Source organism: Rubrivirga sp. SAORIC476 (assembly GCF_002283555.1).
In the GTDB taxonomy this organism is placed as follows: domain Bacteria; phylum Bacteroidota; class Rhodothermia; order Rhodothermales; family Rubricoccaceae; genus Rubrivirga.
Genome location: NZ_MVOI01000003.1, coordinates 340,840 through 358,548, shown reverse-complemented (window position 1 = coordinate 358,548; position 17,709 = coordinate 340,840). Strand labels below are relative to the sequence as shown.

Sequence of the window (17,709 nt, the reverse complement as noted above, 5' to 3'; positions counted from 1 at the left end):
TCACCCCGTCTTCGGGGCGGTCACGGGTCCCCCTGTGTTCGCCTCAACCGCACCTCCGCCCCTCTATGTCTGATTCCTACCGCGTCGTCCTCGCGGACGACCACCCTGCCTTTCGGTCCGGTATCCGGGCGCTCCTAGAGAAGAGCGGTCGGCTGGCCGTGGTCGCCGAGGCCTCGGACGGCGTCGAGGCGCTGAGCACGGTCCGTCTCCTCAAGCCGGACGTGCTGCTGCTCGACATGGACATGCCCAAGATGTCCGGCGTCGAAGTGGCCCGTGCCATCCGTGCTGAGACTCTCCCTGTCCGGGTGCTCGCGCTCTCGGCCTATGACGACCCCGCCTACGTCCGCCAACTGCTCGACGAAGGCGCGGCGGGTTACATCACCAAGGAGAAGGCGCCGTCGCTCGTGGTCGAGGCCGTGATCGCCGTCGCCGAGGGCCAGGGGCGCTGGTTCGTGATGCCGAAGTCGGAGACGGGCCTGACGGCACTCACCGACCGCGAGCGCGCGGTGCTCCTCGAACTGGCCAAGGGCCAGACCAACGGCGGCATCGCCGAGGCGCTCTGCCTCTCCGAGTACACCGTGCGGAACCACCTCACGAACGTGTACGCCAAGCTGGGTCTGGAGGGCGCCCGCGACGCCGTCGCCTGGGCCTGGCGGACGGGCGTGGTTCGTACGTGAGAGGACGCGTCGATTCCTCCCGCCTCGGTCCCGAGGCGGGAAGGGTGGCGTAGTCTGGCGCGACGCCGCCGTCCGCCATGCTCCTCGCTCTCCTGCTCGCCGTGTTCGCCGCCGACTCTGTCCTCGTCATCGCCCACCGCGGCGCCAGCGGGCATCGCCCCGAGCACACCCTGGCGGCCTACACGCTGGCCGTCGAGCAAGGCGCCGACGTGATCGAGCCGGACCTCGTCATGACGCGCGACGGCGTCCTCGTCGCCCGTCACGAGAACGAGATCTCCGGGACGACCGATGTGGCCATGTACCCGGAGTTTGCGGAGCGCCGGACGACCCGGACCATCGACGGCGAGGCCGTGACCGGCTGGTTCACGGAGGACTTCACGCTGGCGGAGCTGAAGACGCTCCGCGCCGTTGAGCGGCTGCCCGAGCTGCGCCCGCAGAGCGCGGCGTTCGACGGCCAGTTCGAGATCCCGACGTTCGACGAGATCCTGGCGCTGGCCGACTCGCTGAGCCGGGCCCACGGGCGGCGCATCGGGCTGTACCCGGAGACCAAGCACCCGACCTACTTCCGACGGATCGGCCTGTCGCTGGAGGTCCCACTGGTCGGTGCCCTCCACGTCGCGGGCTACACGTCCGCCTCGGACCCCGTGTGGATCCAGTCGTTCGAGGTCGGCAACCTGGAACTGCTGCGCGGGCTGACACGCCTGCGCCTCGTCCAACTGGCGATGCCTGGCGCGGGGCCCGCCGACCGGCCCGAGATGCGCTACGACGCGATGATGTCGCCCGACGGCCTCGCCACCGTGGCGACCTACGCCGACGCCGTCGGTGTGGCGAAGGCGATGGTGCTGGACCCCGAGACGCTGGCTGCCTCGCCGCTCGTGGCCGACGCCCACGCGGCCGGGCTGGCCGTCCACGTCTGGACGCTGCGCCCCGAGAACGCCTTCCTGCCCGTCCCGCTCCGTTCTTCGGACGAGCCTGCCGCGCACGGCGATCTGGCCGCAGAGGTCCGCGCCCTCGCCGAGGCGGGGGTGGACGGGGTGTTCGCGGACGTGCCGGACGCGGTGATCGCAGCGCTCGGCCGCACGCCGTAGCGACAGGGGAATCCTCTGGTTGCAGGAGGAGGTGCACGCCCGCGGCCCGTAGCTTCCGGCGTGACGCTCCCGCCCAGTCCGCCCCGTCCGATGCGCCGTTTCGCGATCCGCCCTGCCTTGCGCCTCGGGGGCGTCGTGGGCGCGCTCGTGCTGCTGCTGGCGCCGGGCGTCGGCGCGCAGGAGGCGGCCCCCACGGTAGCCCGGCAGTGGAACGAGGCGCTGCTGGAGGGCATCCGCGGCGACCTCGCCCGGCCGACGGTCCACGCGCGCAACCTCTTCCACACGTCTGTCGCCCTCTACGACGCCTGGGCGGCCTACGACGACACCGCGACGCCGTACCTGCTGAACCGACCCCTCGGCGACGCGCCGTGTGCCATCCAGGTCGGTGCCGTGGCCGACCGCGAGGCGGCGCGTGAGGAGGCGATGAGCTACGCCGCCTACCGCGTGCTCCGCGCCCGCTTCCGCAACTCGCCCGGCGGCATCTTCACCCTGCCCGAGTTCGACGCGCTGATGGCCGCCCTCGGGTACGACCCCGAGGTGGAGACCACCACCGGTGGCAGCCCGGCGGCGGTCGGCAACGCGCTCGGGGCCTGCATCCTGGCCTACGGCCTGACCGACGGCTCCAACGAGGCCGAGGGCTATGCGGCGGAAGGCTACGCAGCCGTCAACCCCCCACTCGAACCGGCCGAGCCGGGCAACCCGGACATCGAGGACATGAACCGGTGGCAGCCGCTCCAGTTCGACGTGTTCATCGACCAGTCGGGCAACGAGGTGCCGGGCGGGGCGCCGCCGTTCGTCGGGCCCGAGTGGGGACAGGTGAAGGGCTTCGCGCTCGACCCCGCCGAGGCGACCGTGCAGACGCGCGACGGGCAGGACTACGTGCTCCACGCCGACCCCGGGCGGCCGCCGCTGTGGCAGGCGGACGGCGGCGGCGAGACGGAGGCCTACCAGTGGAATTTCGCCCTCGTCGCCGAGTGGTCTGCCCACCTCGACCCGGCCGACGGGGTGATGTGGGACATCTCTCCCGGCACGCTCGGCAACCTGAGCGCGTTTCCGACGACCGATGCCGAGGTCCGCCAGTTCTACACCGAGGCGGGCGAGGGCGTCAACGGCGCCGGCCGCGCCACCAACCCGACGACGGGCCAGCCCTACACGCCCAACGTGGTCCCCCGCGGCGACTACACGCGCGTGCTCGCCGAGTTCTGGGCCGACGGGCCGGACTCCGAGACGCCGCCCGGCCACTGGTTCACGCTGCTCAACGGCGTCAACAGTGACCCGAGGCTGGTCAAGCGCTGGGGCGGTGAGGGGCCGGTCCTGGGCGACCTGGAGTGGGACGTGAAGACCTACTTCGCCCTCGGCGGGGCCATGCACGACGCCGCCGTGACGGCGTGGGCGCTCAAGGGCTGGGTGGACTACATCCGCCCGATCTCCGCGATCCGCGCGATGGCGGCCCTCGGCCAGAGCACCGACGCGACCGTGGACTCGTACCACCCCGGCGGCATCCCGCTCGTGCCGGACCGCATCGAGGTCATCCGCGCCGACGACCCGCTGGCGGGCGACGCGGGCGAGCACGTCGGCGCGGTCAAGATCTTCGGCTGGCGCGGCCCGGACGTGATCGAGGACCCCGAGACCGACGAGGCGGGCGTCGGCTGGGTGCGCGCGGCCGAGTGGTGGCCGTACCAGCGGCCGACGTTCGTGACGCCGCCGTTCGCAGGCTTCGTCTCCGGCCACTCGACGTTCTCGCGCGCCGCTGCCGAGGTGCTGACGGTCGCCACCGGCGACCCGTTCTTCCCCGGCGGCCTCGGCGAGTTCGTGGCTCCGGCTGACAGCTTCCTCGTGTTCGAAGACGGCCCCAGCGTCGACGTGGTGCTCCAGTGGGCGACCTACCGCGACGCGGCGGACCAGTGCAGCCTCTCGCGGATCTGGGGCGGCATCCACCCGCCCGCCGACGACCTCCCGGGCCGCCGCCTCGGCGTGACGCTCGGCCAGGACGCGGTCGCCCTCGCGGAGCGCTTCTTCGCCGGTACGGCTCCCGTCGATGCCGAAGTGGGGCCGGTGGCGGACAACGAGATCCGCGCTTTTCCGTCGCCCGTCGTGGCAGGCCGGCACGTGACCGTCCGGTTGCCCGAGGGCGGGGGAGAGGTGGCGGTGTTCGACGTGCAGGGCCGCCGTGTGAGCGTCCAGTCCGCGACTGGCCCCACCGTCTCCCTGTCTACCTCGGGGCTGGCGCCGGGCGCCTACGTGGTCCGCCTGCGTGCCGACGGCCGGGTGGAGTCCGTCCCCTTCTTCGTGATCCGATGACGCTGCGCCTCCTCCTCGTCTCCCTGGGGGTCTGCGTCGCCGCGTCCGCGCAGGGGTTCGAGAACCGGACGTTCCTGGCGGGGCTCGGCGCCATCGACAACACCAACGGCGTCGCCGTGGCGGACTACGACCAGGACGGCGACCTCGACGTCTACATCGTCGCCCGGCGCGGCTACACGCCGACCGACGTGCGGACGTGGAGCCGCCTCTTCTCGAACAACGGCGACGGCACCTTCGACGACGTGACGCTGGCGGCGGGCATCCAGGTGGTCAACGGCGCGGCGTACGAGGACACGCGCAACTTCGGCATCCAGTACAGCGCCTCCTGGGGCGACTACGACAACGACGGCTGGCCGGACCTCTTCCTCGGCCACGTCGGTCCGGACCAGCTCTTCCGCAACAACGGCGACGGCACGTTCACCGACGTGACCGCCGAGGCAGGCGTCTCAGGGGGCGCGGCGGGCGGCGGCTACGTGACCGTGTCGGGGCTCTGGTTCGACCCCGACCATGACGGCGACCTCGACCTGTACGTCGGCTCGTGGTGGGACTACGGGCCGGCGCGCGACCTGAGCAACCGGCTCTACGTGAACAACGGCGACGGCAGCTTCGCCGACGTCTCCGAGGCGAGCGGGCTCGACGATCCCGGCGCGACCTGGATGGCGCTTCCCTTCGACGCCGACCGCGACGGCTGGACCGACCTCTACCTCTCGACCGACACCGACACCACCACGGGCGACGGGGTCAACAAGCTCTACCTCAACAACGGCGACCTCACGTTTCGCGACGCGACCGCCGCGTACGGGCTGGAGGACGACAACTACGGCATGGGGCTGGCGATGGCGGACCCCGACCGCAACGGGCTCCTCGATCTCTACCTGACCAACGTCGCCACGCCGAGCCGCGACCAGCGCAACCCGCTCTGGCTCCAGACCGCCCCCGGCGTCTTCGCCGACGCGGCGCCCGAGGCGGGCGTGGACATCGCCGACTGGGGCTGGGGCACCGAGTTCGTGGACGTGGAGAACGACGGCGACGACGACCTGATCGTGGTGACGGGACTGTTCGATCCAGACTACCCGAACTACCTGTTTCGCAACCAGATCGAGACGGGAACCTTCGTCTTCGCGCGAGACACCGGTGCGGGCTTCGCCGACTCCGAGGCGGCCCGGGGGCTCGTCGCCTTCGACTACGACGCCGACGGCGACCAGGACCTGCTGGTGTCCAACGTTTTCCGCCCGCCCTACCTCTACGAGAACACCGCCGACGGCGGCGCGTGGCTGGACGTGGAGTTGCAGGGCGTCGCCTCGACGCGCGACGGCTACGGCGCCACGGTCACGGCCTGGGTGGACGGCACGCCGCACCTCCGGCTGCACCACGGCGCGCAGTACCTCGCCCAGAACCTCGCGCCCGTCCACCTCGGGCTGGGCACGGCCGCGGTCGTCGACTCGCTCGTGGTCGCGTGGCCGAGCGGGCAGGTGGACCGGCTACCAAACCTCGCGACGAGCCGCCGGATCCGCGTCGTGGAGGGCGTCGGGCTGGGGGCGCCGACGGCGGGGGAGCGGCTCCCCACGGCCTCCGGTCTGGCGCTGACCGTGGGGCCGACGCCGTTCCGCGGCCGCGTCACGATCCGCGTCTCGGCCGACGGCACGGAGCCCGTCCGGCTGGCGGTGTTCGACGTGCTGGGGCGGCGCGTCCACACCGCCGAGGCGGTGGGCGGCGGGGTCTTCGAGTGGGCGCCGACGCGCGCGGCGGGGGCCTACCTCGTCCGCGTGACGCAGGGAGCGTCGGTGCGGACGGCGCAGGTCGTGGCAGTCGGCCGGTGAGCGGAGCGCGCGGGTAGCTTGCCGGCCCCCCTCTGTCTGCCCGTGGTCGCCCGTCTCCGTTACGTCTGGACGCTGTCGTGGTGCGCGATCGTGTCGGTGGTGATGTTTCCGCCCGGTGCGGTCCACTACCTGATGCGGCCGACGGCGGAGCGGTTCTGGCGCTGGATGCGGGTCTGGTCGCGCGTCGTGCTGGGCGGGTGCGGGTTCCGCGTCGAGGCGTCCGGGACGGCGTACGAGGGGGCTGCCGTGATCGTGGCCAACCACGAGGCGATGCTCGACATCCCGGCGTTGCTGCTCGGCATCGACCGGCCGTTCGTGTTCGTGGCGCGGTCTGAGCTGCGCCGCCTGCCCATCGTCGGCTGGGTGCTGGCGCTGACGCGGTGCGTGTTCATCGACCGGGGCGCGGGTGGGGCGGGGCTGGCGGAGGCCGCCCAGCGGGTCGCCGAGGGCGATGCGGTCGTGTTCTACCCGGAGGGGACGCGCAACTACGGCGAGACCGTCCGCCCCTTCCTGACGGGCGCCTTCCGCCTCGCGCTCGCCGCCGACGTGCCCGTGATCCCGGTCGCGGTCGACGGCGCGCCCACCATCCTGAACGAGCGCCAGAAGACGGCCCGCAGCGGCACTGTCCGTGTCCGGGTCGGCGCCCCTCTCCACGCCCTCCCCGGCGAGGACCCGCGCGCGTTCGCCGCCCGCGCCCGCTCCGCCGTCGTCGCCCTCCTCGCCTCCTGACCATGCGCATCGCCCTCGTCCAGCAGCCCGCCACCGCCGACCTCGCCGACAACCTCGCGCGCGGCCTCGCCGCCTTCGACCGCGCCGCCGACGCCGGGGCGGACCTCGTGGCCTATGCCGAGTTGGCCTTCCACCCGTTCTACCCCCAGCGCCACGCGACGCCCGACCTGCTGGCACACGCCGAGGCCATCCCCGGCCCGACCGTCGAGGCCTTCCAGGCGCGCTGCGCCGACCGCGGGGTGGTCTGCATCCTCAATCTGTTCGAGCGCGACGGCGACGCGACCTACGACACGTCGCCCGTCATCGACGCGGACGGGGCGCTCCTCGGACGGTCCCGTATGCTCCACATCACGGAGTACGAGGCGTTTCACGAGCAGGGCTACTACGCGCCCGGCGACACCGGCCTGCCGGTCTACGACACCGTCGCCGGGCGGATCGGCGTCGCCATTTGCTACGACCGACACTACCCGGAGGTGATGCGGGGCCTCGCGCTCGCAGGCGCCGAGGTGGTCGTGGTGCCCCAGGCGGGCGCGGTGGGCGAGTGGCCCGACGGGCTCTACGAGGCCGAGATGCAAGTGGCGGCCTTCCAGAACGGCTACGTGACGGCGCTCGCGAACCGGGTCGGGCAGGAGGAGCGGCTGACGTTCGCAGGCGAGAGCTTCGTCTGCGGTCCCGACGGCCGCGTCGTGGCGCGGGCAGGAGCCGGCACCGAGGAGATCCTGCTCGCCGACGTGGACCTGACCGCCCTCGCGGACTCCCACGCGCGGCGCCTCTTCCTCCGCCACCGCCGCCCGGAGCTGTACGCCGACTGGCTGGCGCGCTGACCCGGCCCGCCTCGGCGCCGAGGCGGGCTACCAGCCCCACGTCCCCGGCTCGCCCTTGAACGGGCCGACGACGGCCGACGTGATCCAGCCCCCGTAGAACCCGCCCGGCTGGGGCGTCACCCGCTCGTCGCCGACCCAGCAGGCGTCCATCGGCCCGGCGTACACGGCGACGTGGTCTTTCAGGGCCGCGAAGCGGGGCGTCGGGTCGGGGTAGGCCCAGGCCACCTTCTCGGCGCGAGCGTCGCCCGAGACTACGTCGAAGTAGACGGCCCGCCCCTTCCACTCGCAGCCCGAGGTCCCCGGCCTTGGGACGAGCACGCCCGGGGCGAACGCGTCCGGCGGCAGGTAGACCGTCGGCGGGTGGCTCGTCTCCAGGACCTGGAGCGCGTCCTCGGTCCGCGCGATCTCCCGCCCCCCGAAGTCGATGCGGACCGTCTGGCCGACGCGTTCGAGCGCGGGCGGGCGGGGGAACGACCAGACGGAGCGCTGTCCGGGGCCGGGCGGGGTCGGGGGGACGGGCGGCATCGGATCAGGTGTAGGGAACGCCTTCGGCGCGCTTGGCCCGGAGGGCTTCCGCGACCCAGGTCAACTCCGTCTCGAACCGGCCGAAGCGTGTTGCCAGTCCCTCCGCCTCGGTCGGCACGGGGGCGCCCTCGGCGTCGAAGAGCGCGTCGACGCGCGGGTAGGCGAGGGCAGTCGGGGTCGTCATCATGCCCAGTTCTGCCAGCATGTCGCGCAGGTGGACGCCCGCGCGGACGCCGCCGAAGCTGCCCCGCGAGTACGTCACGATGCCGGCCGGACGCCAGTAGTAGGCGTTCAGGAAATGGTCGAGGAGGTTGACCAGCGCAGGCGGCGGCAGGTGGTTGTACTCACCCGAGACGATCACGAAGGCGTCGGCCTCGCGGTAGAGCCCGGCCAGCCGCTCCATCGGGTCGGGCGCCTCGCCCGGTGCGTACTCCTTGTGCATCCGGTCGAGTAGCGGAAGGTCCACCTCGACGGGGTCGACGAGCGTCGGCGTGTGCCCGGCGTCGCGGAGGCGGTCGCAGACGTAGCGCGCGGCCCGGATGCCGACCCGGTCGGTGCGGACGGAGCCGTAGAGGACGGGGATGGCGAGCGACATGCCGAGGCGGGGAGGGGCGGAAGTGTACGTGCCGGGGGGGCTCGGGCGACGGGGGAGACGCCTGAACCAGAGCCCCGAAGCCGCCCGTCGGCATGTGGCGGGTCGGATGTAGGTTCAGATCTCCTGGCTCACCCCTCCATGCCCGCCCCGCCCCCGCTGACCGTCGAACTGGCCATGCGGCGTCTGCAGGAGATGCCCGAGGCCGAGCGCCCGCGCGCGTTGGACATCCTCAAGCAGCGCGACCCGGCCATCCACGCGAAGGTGATGGACGCGCTCTGGGGCGCGACCGTCAACCGGCCCGCGTCGGGGCCGCCGTCGTTCGGGTCGGGGGCGCTGATTGGAGGCAAGTTCGAAGTCGTCCAGACGCTGGGCGAGGGGGCCTCGGGGAGCGTCTTTCGGGCGCGGGACACGACCCACATCGGGGACGACGACTTCGGTGCTCGCGAGGTGGCGCTCAAGGTCAGCCGCATCGACACGGGGCACGATGGTCTCCATCGGGACCTGCTCCAGAAGGAGGCCCGCCTGCTGAGCCGCCTGCGGCACCCGCGCCTCCCCGTCGTGGAGGCCCTCTTCGAGGACCGCGGCCGTTGGGTCCTGGTGATGGAGTACATCGCGGGTGACTCGCTCCAGCAGCGCCGCCGCGCCCGCGCGGAGCCGTTCCCGGTCGCCGAGGTGCTGCCCTGGCTCCGCGACACGCTCCGCGTGCTCGACTACCTGCACACCATCCACACCCGCCGGGCCGACGGCGGGGCGCCGGTCAGCGACACGCCCATCTTCCACCGCGACATCAAGCCCGCCAACCTGATCCTCGACCCGCACGACAACCTGTATGTCGTGGACCTGGGGATCGCGCGGAGCGGCATCTCGGAGCTGACCTCGGTGGTGCCATCGGCGGTGGGGGCCGGGTCGCCGGGCTACGCGGCGCCCGAGGTGGACCGCGGCGAGGACACGCTCCCGCAGAGCGACCTCTACAGCGTCGGCATGACCGCGCTGACGCTGCTCACCCGGGACGACGCGCGCGAGTTCTCGACCCGCCGCCGCTCGGACGCGCTCCACTCGGGCGCGCCGGACCCGCTCCACGAGGCGCTCGACCGGGCCGACCTCCCGGCTTCGCTCCGCGAGTGGATCCGCACCGCGACCATGCTGGCCCCGGACAAGCGGTTCGCCACCGCGTCAGACATGATCGAGGCGCTCGGTCGCGCGCCCGCCCCGCCGGCCTCGGTCTCCTCGTCGCCCTCCCCGTCGCGGCGGTCGCTCGTGCTCGCCCTGCTCGCCGCCGTGGTGTTCGCCGCCACCGCCGTCGGCGCCTGGGCCGTCTGGCCCGACGCCACCGCCGACGGCACCACCGAGGCCCAGCAGGCCGACGTTCTGGACGACGACCCGCTCCTTGTGGCCGAGGCCGACCCCGTCGAGGCCGATCCCATCGAGACGCCCCCCGTGCTGACGGCGCCCCCTCCGCAGGCAGCGGCTCCAGCGCCTGTACCGACCGGTCCGCCCGCGTCGGCGTCCGGGCCTGTGGCGGCGCCGGAGCGCCGTCCCGAGCCTCCACCCGTCCAGACCGGTGCGGTCCGCGCGACCGTGCTCGGCGAGGATGGGGGGCCGCTGGCAGGCGCCCGCGTCACAGTCGTGGGACAGGCCGCCTCGGCGGCGAGCGACGGCGTGGGCGACGTGCGGCTCGCCGGGTTGCCAGCGGGCGTCCACATGCTGGAGGTGCGGGCCGATGGCTACGTCGCGCGCCAGTTTCGGGTCGAGGTGGCGCCGGGCGAGACGACCACGCGAACACTCCAATTCGACATCGAGGACCTCGCGCTGGACGCGTACTGAGGCGGGGCGCGCCGGACGAGAGGGGGGACGCCGTCGCGGGGGCTCTACTCGCGGCCGAGCGCTGCCGCGGCGTCGATGAGTCCGCCCGAGGCCACGTCGAGGTCGGGGATCTGGCGGACGGTTTCCAGGATCGCCGCGCGGACCTGCGCGGGCGTCCACGTCGGGTGCTGGGCGATCAGCATGGCGGCGAGGCCAGAGACGAAGGGCGCCGCCATCGAGGTGCCGTCGAACGCGCCGACGCCGGACCCGCGGCCGGGGTGGCTGATGATGGCCTGCCCCGGCGCCACCACGTCGACGTCGGGGCCGCGGTTCGAGAAGTCGGCCAGCTCGCCGGTCATGGTGAGGGCGCCCGTCGTGATCGTGTTGGTCGTGCGGACATGCGCGGGGTACGTCACCGAGGTCCGCGCGTCGGCGCCGTGGTTGCCCGCAGCGATGACGAGCAGCGCGCCCCGGCTCTCGGCCTCCGCGAACAGGGCCTCCAGCACCTGCTCCAGGCGCGGGTTCGGCGTGTCCATCGGTGGCATCCCGAACGACAGGTTGATGACCCGCGCCCCGTTCTGCGCTGCGTAGCGGACGCCCTCGATGAGCTGACGGAGCGACCCGCGCCCTTCGGCGTCCAGCACGCGAACCGGCAGGATCTGCACGTCCGGCGCCATCGCCTGGATCGCGCCGCCGACGCCGCCGATCTGCGACGCCACGAACGTCCCGTGGCTCTCCTCCGCCGACGGGTCCGTGGGGTCGCCGTCGCCGTCGATGGCATCCCAGCCCCGGACGTCGTCCACGAAGCCGTTGCCGTCGTCGTCGATGCCGTTCTCGGCGATCTCGCGCGGGTTGCGCCAGAGGATGGGCCCGAGGTGGGGGTTGTCGAACCGGATGCCGGTGTCGAGCACCGCGACCACGACGGGCCGGTCGGGGGCGCGGTAGCGCTCCAGCGCGCCGCGCCACGCGATGTCGAGGCGCTCGGCCTCGGAGCGGAAGAACGGGTTGTGGAGCGCCCACTGCGCCTCCCAGTAGTCGGCCACGGCCGCCGCAGGCTGGGGCACGGGCTGGAGGGCCGAGCGCCAGCCAAGGGAGGTGAACTGGTAGTTGGGGACTGCGGCGAGCACGTCCGGGTCGGCGTTGAGGCCCTCCAGCACGTCGTCGAAGGAGGCGCCGAAGCTGCGGTGGAGCGACCGCGTGCCCGAGGCGTCCGGCGCGTCCGCTGCCGGCGCGACGTAGCGGACGCGGCTGAACAGCCCGCCGCCGCCCGCCGGGCGCCCGAAGCTCCGCCAGCCGGTCGACGGGCGCTGCACCACCACCAGCGTGCTGTCGTGGGTGGGCGCGGCCCGGAACTGGCTCCACGTCTTAACCTCTGCCGGGGCGCCCGCGAGGTCCTCGTAGCGCTCCTCCCAGGCCGACAGCGGCGCCTGCGGACGGTACGCGCTCGGTGGCGGCGGGGGCAGCACCGGAGGGGCACCGACCGCGCGCGTCTGGACCGTCTCGATGGCCAGCGACGCCGTGCCCCATGCCCCGGGATCGAGGCCACCCAGCGCCGTCCCGGCGTCGGTCGGTGGCGGGCCCTCGACGCGGATCACGCGCGAGGAGAGGAACACGCGCGCCGCCGCCGCGGGGTCGATCAGCGGCATCGGCGTGACGAGCGCCTTCATCACCTCCCGCCCGAACGGCGCGCGGGCCACCATCCGGAACTCGGACGCGGCGGGGAAGAAGGTGGGCTCGGCGGCGGTCAGTCGCGCGCTGGGCGCGAAGCGGTTCGGGTAGAGGACCGTCACCGCGCCCTCTTCGTCCATGGCGACGAGCGTCAGGAAGCCCGCTCGCTCCGAGGTCACGCGGACCCGGATTTCGGTCCCCTCGGGCACGAGCGTCGACCCGTCGGCCGACTCCAGCGTCACCTCGAACGCCTGCTCGGGGTTCTCGGCGCGGAGCAGGTCCACCGGGTCCAGGGCGACGCCCGCGACGGGGACCACGAGGCCCGCCCGGTCCGCGCCGGACTGCGCCGAGGCGGGCAGGGTGGCCACGGCGAGCAGCAGCAGGCAGAAGCGGAAGCGGTCGGGCCGGAGCATGCGAGTCGGGGAAGCCAGGGGCGCCAAGGTAGGGGCGAGCGCCCGTTCTTCCGCATCGAGATCTGCTGACAGGGGCGGGAGCGAAAAAACGAGGGGATGCACGAGGCGCTGATTCGACGCGCGGCTCTAGATTGCACGGCTCACCTCCCTAACCCCTGCGCCGATTGGGATTGGCGCGGGGTGCTGGAGACTTCGGTTTCGACGACGGCTCACTCATGGACAGACTTCGCCTCGCCCTCCGCCTCCTCGCGGTGGCGTCTCTACCTCTCGTGGCCGTCAGCGGTGCGGCGCAGGACGCCCCCGGCCAGACCTGGACAGTGTCGGAGGCTTTCCCGCCCGGCGCTGTGCTCTACACCGCCGACGACGTGGGCGATGTCGAGGTCGCCACGACGCTCTTTCGCGTCGGGGACGACGGGGCGACGGCGGAGGCGCTGCCCGGAAACTCCTGCGAGGCGCAGTGCATGGTGTTCGCCGTCCGCGTGCTCGCCGAGGAAGGGCGGCTGACGCCGACGACGGTCGACCGGCAGCCGGGGAGCTGGCTCGTGGTCTTCACCCGTGCAGGCACGCGCGTGGAACTCGACGGGAGGCTCGTCGCCCAGTCGAAGGTGCGCCTTCGGGTCCCGCCCGGCGACTACGCGTTGACGTTCCGCTTCGAGAACGGGGAGGTGAAGACGCAGTCCCACTCGGTCCCGGTCGCGACCGAGGTGTTCACCAGCGAGTTGCCCTCGCGGAACGCGCCGCCGTCCGTGGCCCCGGCGCTCGTGGCCGCGGCGACCATCTCCCCCGACCTCGTCGCCGGACTGCTCGGCCGCGTGTCGTCCCGCCCCGACGCCCCCACGACGGGCTGGAGGATGCCCGAGCCCGAGCCGGTGGTCGTGGCCCCGCCCGTCCGCCTGCCGCCTCCGCGCCCGGCCCCGCCGCCGCCGGAGCCCGAGCCGGAGCCTGCGCCCCCGGAGCCCGAGCCCGAGGTGGCCGAGCGATCGATCGACCCGGAAGCCCCGACCTGCGAGGTCGACACGGCGGCGCTCTCGGAGGAGGCGCTCGGCCGGATCCGACGCGCCGAGTACGAGCCCGCCCGCGCCTGCCTCGTCCGCCTGCGCGCCGAAGGCCAGAACCCGGCCGCGGCCCAGGCCCTGCTGACCTCGCTCGACCTCGCCATCGCCGAGGAGGCGAGTGCGGGCGAGGCCTCGCGCGCCTACCTGCCCGTGCTCCGCCTCCAGGCCGCCTCGGCGGCCGAGCGGGGCGACACCGAGTCGCTCGTGGACGCCGCGGGCGAGATCCTGGAGATCCTGCCCGCCGACCCGTCCGCGGTCGCCCTGCTCCGCGACCTCTCTCACGCGGCCTCGGGGGGCGTGGAGGACGTGACGCTGGCGTTCGCGTTCATCCCCGGCACCTCGGCGACGCGGACGACCTCCCGGCTCGTGTCCGACGACGTCTCGGCTCTGGGCTTCCTGCTTTCGACCACCGAGGTCACCAACGCGCAGTTCGCGGACTTCCTGAACCAGATGGACGAGGTGCCGCGGACGTTCCTGATCCGCCGCCCGGCGTACCTGGAAGAGACCCGCCGCGACGGCTGGCAGCCCAAGGAGGGCGTCGCCGATCAGCCCGTCGTGGACGCTACCTGGCTGGGCGCGAGCGCCTACGCCTCCTGGGTGGGCGGTCGCCTCCCGACGGCCGGGGAGTGGACCTGGGCCTACCGCGTCGGCGCGTCGGCCGAGGCGAGCGCGCCCAACCTGCGCCCGGCGTCCGGGCGTGCGGGCCTCGTCGCGTCGACCGACGGCCAACCCGACGGCCTCGGCCTGCTCCACATGGTCGGCAACGTGTGGGAGTGGCTCGCGTCGCGTCACGCCCAGCCGAGCAGCGTCCAGGCCGCGGGCGGATCCTACACGACCTCGCCCAGCACGCTGGTCTCCCAACTCACGCAGGTCGCCGACCCGAACGACCCGAGAGGCCACATCGGCATCCGCGTCCTCCGCCCGCTCGTCCCGACTTCGAACTGATGCGCTCCCTGACTCACCGACTCCGCCCGGCGGGCCTCCTGCTCGCGCTCCTGCTCGCCGCTCCCTCCGTCGCTGCACAGGAGGTCATGCGCGGTCTCGACATCGAGGCGGGCGCCCGTGTGGCCCTCGTCATCGGCAACGCCGACTACCAGCACGCCACGGCGCTCCAGAACGCGACCAACGACGCGCGGGACATCGCCGACGCCTTGAACGCGGTCGGCTTCTCGGTCTCCGGCTACACCGACCTCACCGACGAGGAGATGGGCCAGGCCGTGCGGTCCTTCGCCCAGGACGCTGCCGGAGCGGATGTGGCGCTGTTCTACTACGCCGGCCACGGCGTCCAGGTGAACGGCGAGAACTACCTGCTGCCCGTCGACGCGGACATCGCCACCGAGTCGCAGATGCGCTACAACTCGCTCCCCCTCGGGGAGGTGATGGGGATCCTGGAGGACGCCAACCCGCGGTTCAAGATGATCTTCCTGGACGCCTGCCGCGACAACCCCTTCCAGACGTGGCGGTCCTCGGCGGGCGGCTGGGCGACGCCCCAGGGGCCGACGGGGTCGCTGATCTCGTTCGCGACCTCGCCGGGGGACCGCGCCAGCGACAACGTCTCCGGCCGGAACGGGCTGTTCACACAAGCCTTCCTGGAGAACGTCTACACGCCGGGTCTGGAGGTGACGGCCATGATGCGCCGCATCTACAGCCGCGTGATGGAGATGAGCGACCGCACGCAGGAGCCGTGGATCAACAGCTCGTACGGGGATGAGTTCTACTTCGTCCCGGCGGAGGGCGACGGGCTGGTCGTGGATCCGGCCCCGCAGTCCGGCGTCTCGGCCGTCGTGCTCAATGCGCGGGTCGACACCGCCCTCCGGCGCATCGAGGCGGGCGACAGCGCGGGTGTGGTGACGGTGCTCCGCACCGCTGCCGAGGCGGGCCACGCGGAGGCCCAGTCGGTCCTCGGCTGGCTCCTGCTCCGCGGCGACGGCGTCCCCGCCGATCCCGCCTCGGGCCTGTCGTGGCTGCGCGCGGCGGCCGACCTGGGCCACGCGGGCGCTCAGACCAACCTGGGCTACGCCTACGAGACCGGGCTCGGCGTCGCGGCGGACCCGGCCGAAGCGGCGCGGCTCTACCGCCTCGCAGCGGCACAGGGGCGGCCGATGGCTCAGCACAACCTCGCGACGCTCCTCCAGTACGGCACCGGCGTCCCGGCCGACGTGTCCGAGGCGGCCCGCCTGTACGGCCTCGCGGCGGCGCAGGGCCTCCCAGCTGCCCAGAGCGCCCTCGGCGCGCTCTACGAGACGGGCACTGGCGTCTCGGCAGACCTCGAGCGAGCGGCAGATCTCTACCAGCAGGCGGCCCTCCAGGGCGACGCGCTCGCCATGACGCGCCTCGGGGTGCTGCTCCACGAGGGCCGCGGCGTCGCGGCCGACGCGGTCCGCGCCCGCGACTGGCTCCAGCGCGCGGCAGGTCTCGGCGAGACGCACGCGCAGGCCATCCTCGCCTCCTGGGCCGAGCAGGTGCCCGCCGAGGAGTGACGCGACGGGAGGGGGCGCCGTAGACTCCCGGCTCCTCCGCCCCCGTCGATGCCCCACGCCCTTCCGTTCCGCGTCGAGTCCAGCACCGATGTCTGAGCCCGTCCGCGTCGCCATGTGGAGCGGGCCGCGCAACCTCTCGACGGCCCTGATGCGGTCGTGGGGCAGCCGCGCCGACACCACCGTCGTCGACGAGCCGCTGTACGCGGCCTACCTCGCCTCGACCGGCCTCCAGCACCCCGGCCGGGACGCCGTCCTCGCCTCGCAGCCGACCGACTGGCGGACGGTCGCCGAGACGCTGTCGGGTCCGGCACCGGGGGGAGCGGCCGTGTGGTACCAGAAGCAGATGGCCCACCACCTGCTGCCGCACGTCGGGCGGGAGTGGCTCGACCATCCCTCGTTCCGCCACGCGTTTCTGATCCGCGACCCGGCGGCCGTCCTCGTCTCACTCGATCGCGTCACCCCGGACCCGACGCTCGCGGACACGGGCTTCCCGCAGCAGGTCGAACTCTTCGACCGCATGGCCGACCGGGATGGAACCGCCCCTCCCGTTCTGGATACGGCCGACCTGCTGGCGGATCCCGCAGGCGTTCTGCGGACGCTCTGCACCCGCCTCGGACTCGCCTTCGACCCGGCCATGCTGACGTGGGCGCCCGGTCCGCGCGCCACCGACGGCGCGTGGGCACCGCACTGGTACGCCTCCGTCGAGGCGTCGACGGGCTTCGGCGCCCCGCGTGACGACGCCCCCGAGGTGCCCGACCGGCTGCGGCCGGTGCTCGACGCATGCCTTCCCCTCTTCGACCACCTCTCCTCCTTCCGACTCCCCGATGCTCCAGCAGTTTGACCCTCGCAACGCCGACCTGATGGTCCACATCGGCGGGCGCCTCGTGCACCGCGACGAGGCGGGCGTGTCGCCGTTCGACTCGCTCGTCCAGGGCGGCGACGGCGTCTGGGAAGGCCTCCGCCTGTACGACGGCAAGATCTTCCGCCTGACCGAACACCTCGACCGGATGGTCGACTCGGCGAAGGCTATCGCCATCGCAGGCGTGCCGCCGCGGGAGGAGATCGTGGCGGCCCTTCGCGAGACGCTGGAGGCGAATGGGATGCGCGACGGCGTCCACATCCGGCTGACGCTGTCGCGCGGCACCAAAATCACGTCCGGCATGGACCCACGGCTCAACCAGTCGGGCCCGACGCTCATCGTGCTCGCCGAGTGGAAAGCACCCGTCTATGGCCGGGACGGACTGACGCTCCAGACCTCGTCGGTTCGCCGCTTTCCGCCCGACTGCCTCGACCCGAAGATCCACTCCAACAACCTGCTCCAGTCGATCCTCGCCAAGATCGAGGCGAACGCCGCCGGGGCCGACGCCGCTCTGCTCCTCGACCGCGACGGCTTCCTCGCCGAGTGCAACGGCACACACGTCTTCCTGGTCCGCAACGGGGAGGTGCTCACCAGCCACACCGACGCCTGCCCCGAGGGGATCACGCGGCAGACGGTCCTCGACCTGTGCGCGGCGAACGGCATCCCCGCGCGGACCGCTCGCCTCTCGCTCCCCGAGGCCTACCGCGCCGACGAGATGTTCTGCACCGGCACGATGGGCGAGCTGGCTGCCGTCACCCGCCTCGACGGGCGCACGATCGGCGACGGCGAGGTGGGGGAGATGACGCGCCGCCTGACGGACCTGTTCACGGCCGAGGTCCAGCGCACGGGCGAGCGGGTGGTGGAGTAGGCCG

At 73.1% G+C, this 17,709-nt stretch carries 14 protein-coding genes; 11 read left to right on the top strand and 3 right to left on the bottom strand.

Annotated elements, in window-relative coordinates; all coding sequences use genetic code 11:
• Positions 1-65: 65 nt before the first annotated feature.
• From B1759_RS03375 to B1759_RS03350, 6 genes are all read left to right on the top strand, one after another.
• Entirely contained in the window at positions 66-677 is a 612-nt protein-coding gene (locus B1759_RS03375; protein ID WP_095513626.1) for a response regulator transcription factor, read from the top strand.
• A gap of 77 nt (positions 678-754) precedes the next feature.
• Positions 755-1,765, top strand: coding sequence for a glycerophosphodiester phosphodiesterase family protein (locus B1759_RS03370; RefSeq protein ID WP_095513625.1), 1,011 nt, complete (start codon positions 755-757; stop codon positions 1,763-1,765).
• A gap of 90 nt (positions 1,766-1,855) precedes the next feature.
• On the top strand, positions 1,856-4,066 hold the full coding sequence (locus B1759_RS03365; protein WP_095513624.1) for a DUF6851 domain-containing protein: 2,211 nt from the start codon (positions 1,856-1,858) through the stop codon (positions 4,064-4,066).
• Entirely contained in the window at positions 4,063-5,886 is a 1,824-nt protein-coding gene (locus B1759_RS03360; protein WP_095513623.1) for an FG-GAP-like repeat-containing protein, read from the top strand. The genes B1759_RS03365 and B1759_RS03360 overlap by 4 nt, the downstream gene beginning before the upstream one ends.
• Positions 5,887-5,928: 42 nt before the next feature.
• Positions 5,929-6,615, top strand: a complete 687-nt coding sequence (locus B1759_RS03355; protein ID WP_095513622.1) for a lysophospholipid acyltransferase family protein — start codon at positions 5,929-5,931, stop codon at positions 6,613-6,615.
• A 2-nt stretch (positions 6,616-6,617) separates the two neighbouring features.
• Positions 6,618-7,439: a carbon-nitrogen hydrolase family protein gene (locus B1759_RS03350; protein WP_095513621.1), complete on the top strand. Its 822-nt coding sequence runs from the start codon at positions 6,618-6,620 to the stop codon at positions 7,437-7,439.
• Between the two features lie 27 nt (positions 7,440-7,466).
• Here B1759_RS03350 and B1759_RS03345 read toward each other — a convergent pair whose 3' ends face one another.
• Both B1759_RS03345 and B1759_RS03340 read right to left on the bottom strand, forming a co-directional pair.
• Positions 7,467-7,964: a DUF427 domain-containing protein gene (locus B1759_RS03345; RefSeq protein WP_095513620.1), complete on the bottom strand. Its 498-nt coding sequence runs from the start codon at positions 7,962-7,964 to the stop codon at positions 7,467-7,469.
• 4 nt (positions 7,965-7,968) lie between these two features.
• Positions 7,969-8,559, bottom strand: a complete 591-nt coding sequence (locus tag B1759_RS03340) for an NADPH-dependent FMN reductase (RefSeq protein WP_095513619.1) — start codon at positions 8,557-8,559, stop codon at positions 7,969-7,971.
• A gap of 138 nt (positions 8,560-8,697) precedes the next feature.
• Between B1759_RS03340 and B1759_RS03335 the strand changes: the two genes are divergently transcribed.
• The gene (locus tag B1759_RS03335) at positions 8,698-10,383 is read left to right on the top strand and encodes a serine/threonine-protein kinase (protein ID WP_095513618.1); all 1,686 of its coding nucleotides are present in this window, start codon (positions 8,698-8,700) and stop codon (positions 10,381-10,383) included.
• Positions 10,384-10,427: 44 nt separating this feature from the next.
• Here the strand turns inward: B1759_RS03335 and B1759_RS03330 are convergent, their stop codons facing one another.
• A complete protein-coding gene (locus B1759_RS03330) occupies positions 10,428-12,443 on the bottom strand; it encodes a S8 family serine peptidase (protein ID WP_095513617.1) in 2,016 nt (671 codons plus the stop codon).
• A gap of 215 nt (positions 12,444-12,658) precedes the next feature.
• Here B1759_RS03330 and B1759_RS03325 point away from each other — a divergent pair, with 215 nt between their 5' ends.
• From B1759_RS03325 to B1759_RS03310, 4 genes are all read left to right on the top strand, one after another.
• Positions 12,659-14,443: an SUMF1/EgtB/PvdO family nonheme iron enzyme gene (locus B1759_RS03325; protein ID WP_095513616.1), complete on the top strand. Its 1,785-nt coding sequence runs from the start codon at positions 12,659-12,661 to the stop codon at positions 14,441-14,443.
• Positions 14,443-15,978 carry a caspase family protein gene (locus tag B1759_RS03320; RefSeq protein ID WP_095513615.1) on the top strand — a complete coding sequence of 512 codons (1,536 nt, stop codon included), beginning with the start codon at positions 14,443-14,445 and terminating at the stop codon, positions 15,976-15,978. The genes B1759_RS03325 and B1759_RS03320 overlap by 1 nt, the downstream gene beginning before the upstream one ends.
• Positions 15,979-16,066: 88 nt before the next feature.
• Positions 16,067-16,819, top strand: a complete 753-nt coding sequence (locus B1759_RS03315) for a sulfotransferase family protein (RefSeq protein ID WP_095513614.1) — start codon at positions 16,067-16,069, stop codon at positions 16,817-16,819.
• A complete protein-coding gene (locus B1759_RS03310) occupies positions 16,803-17,705 on the top strand; it encodes an aminotransferase class IV (RefSeq protein ID WP_095513613.1) in 903 nt (300 codons plus the stop codon). The genes B1759_RS03315 and B1759_RS03310 overlap by 17 nt, the downstream gene beginning before the upstream one ends.
• The last annotated feature ends 4 nt before the right edge of the window (positions 17,706-17,709 follow it).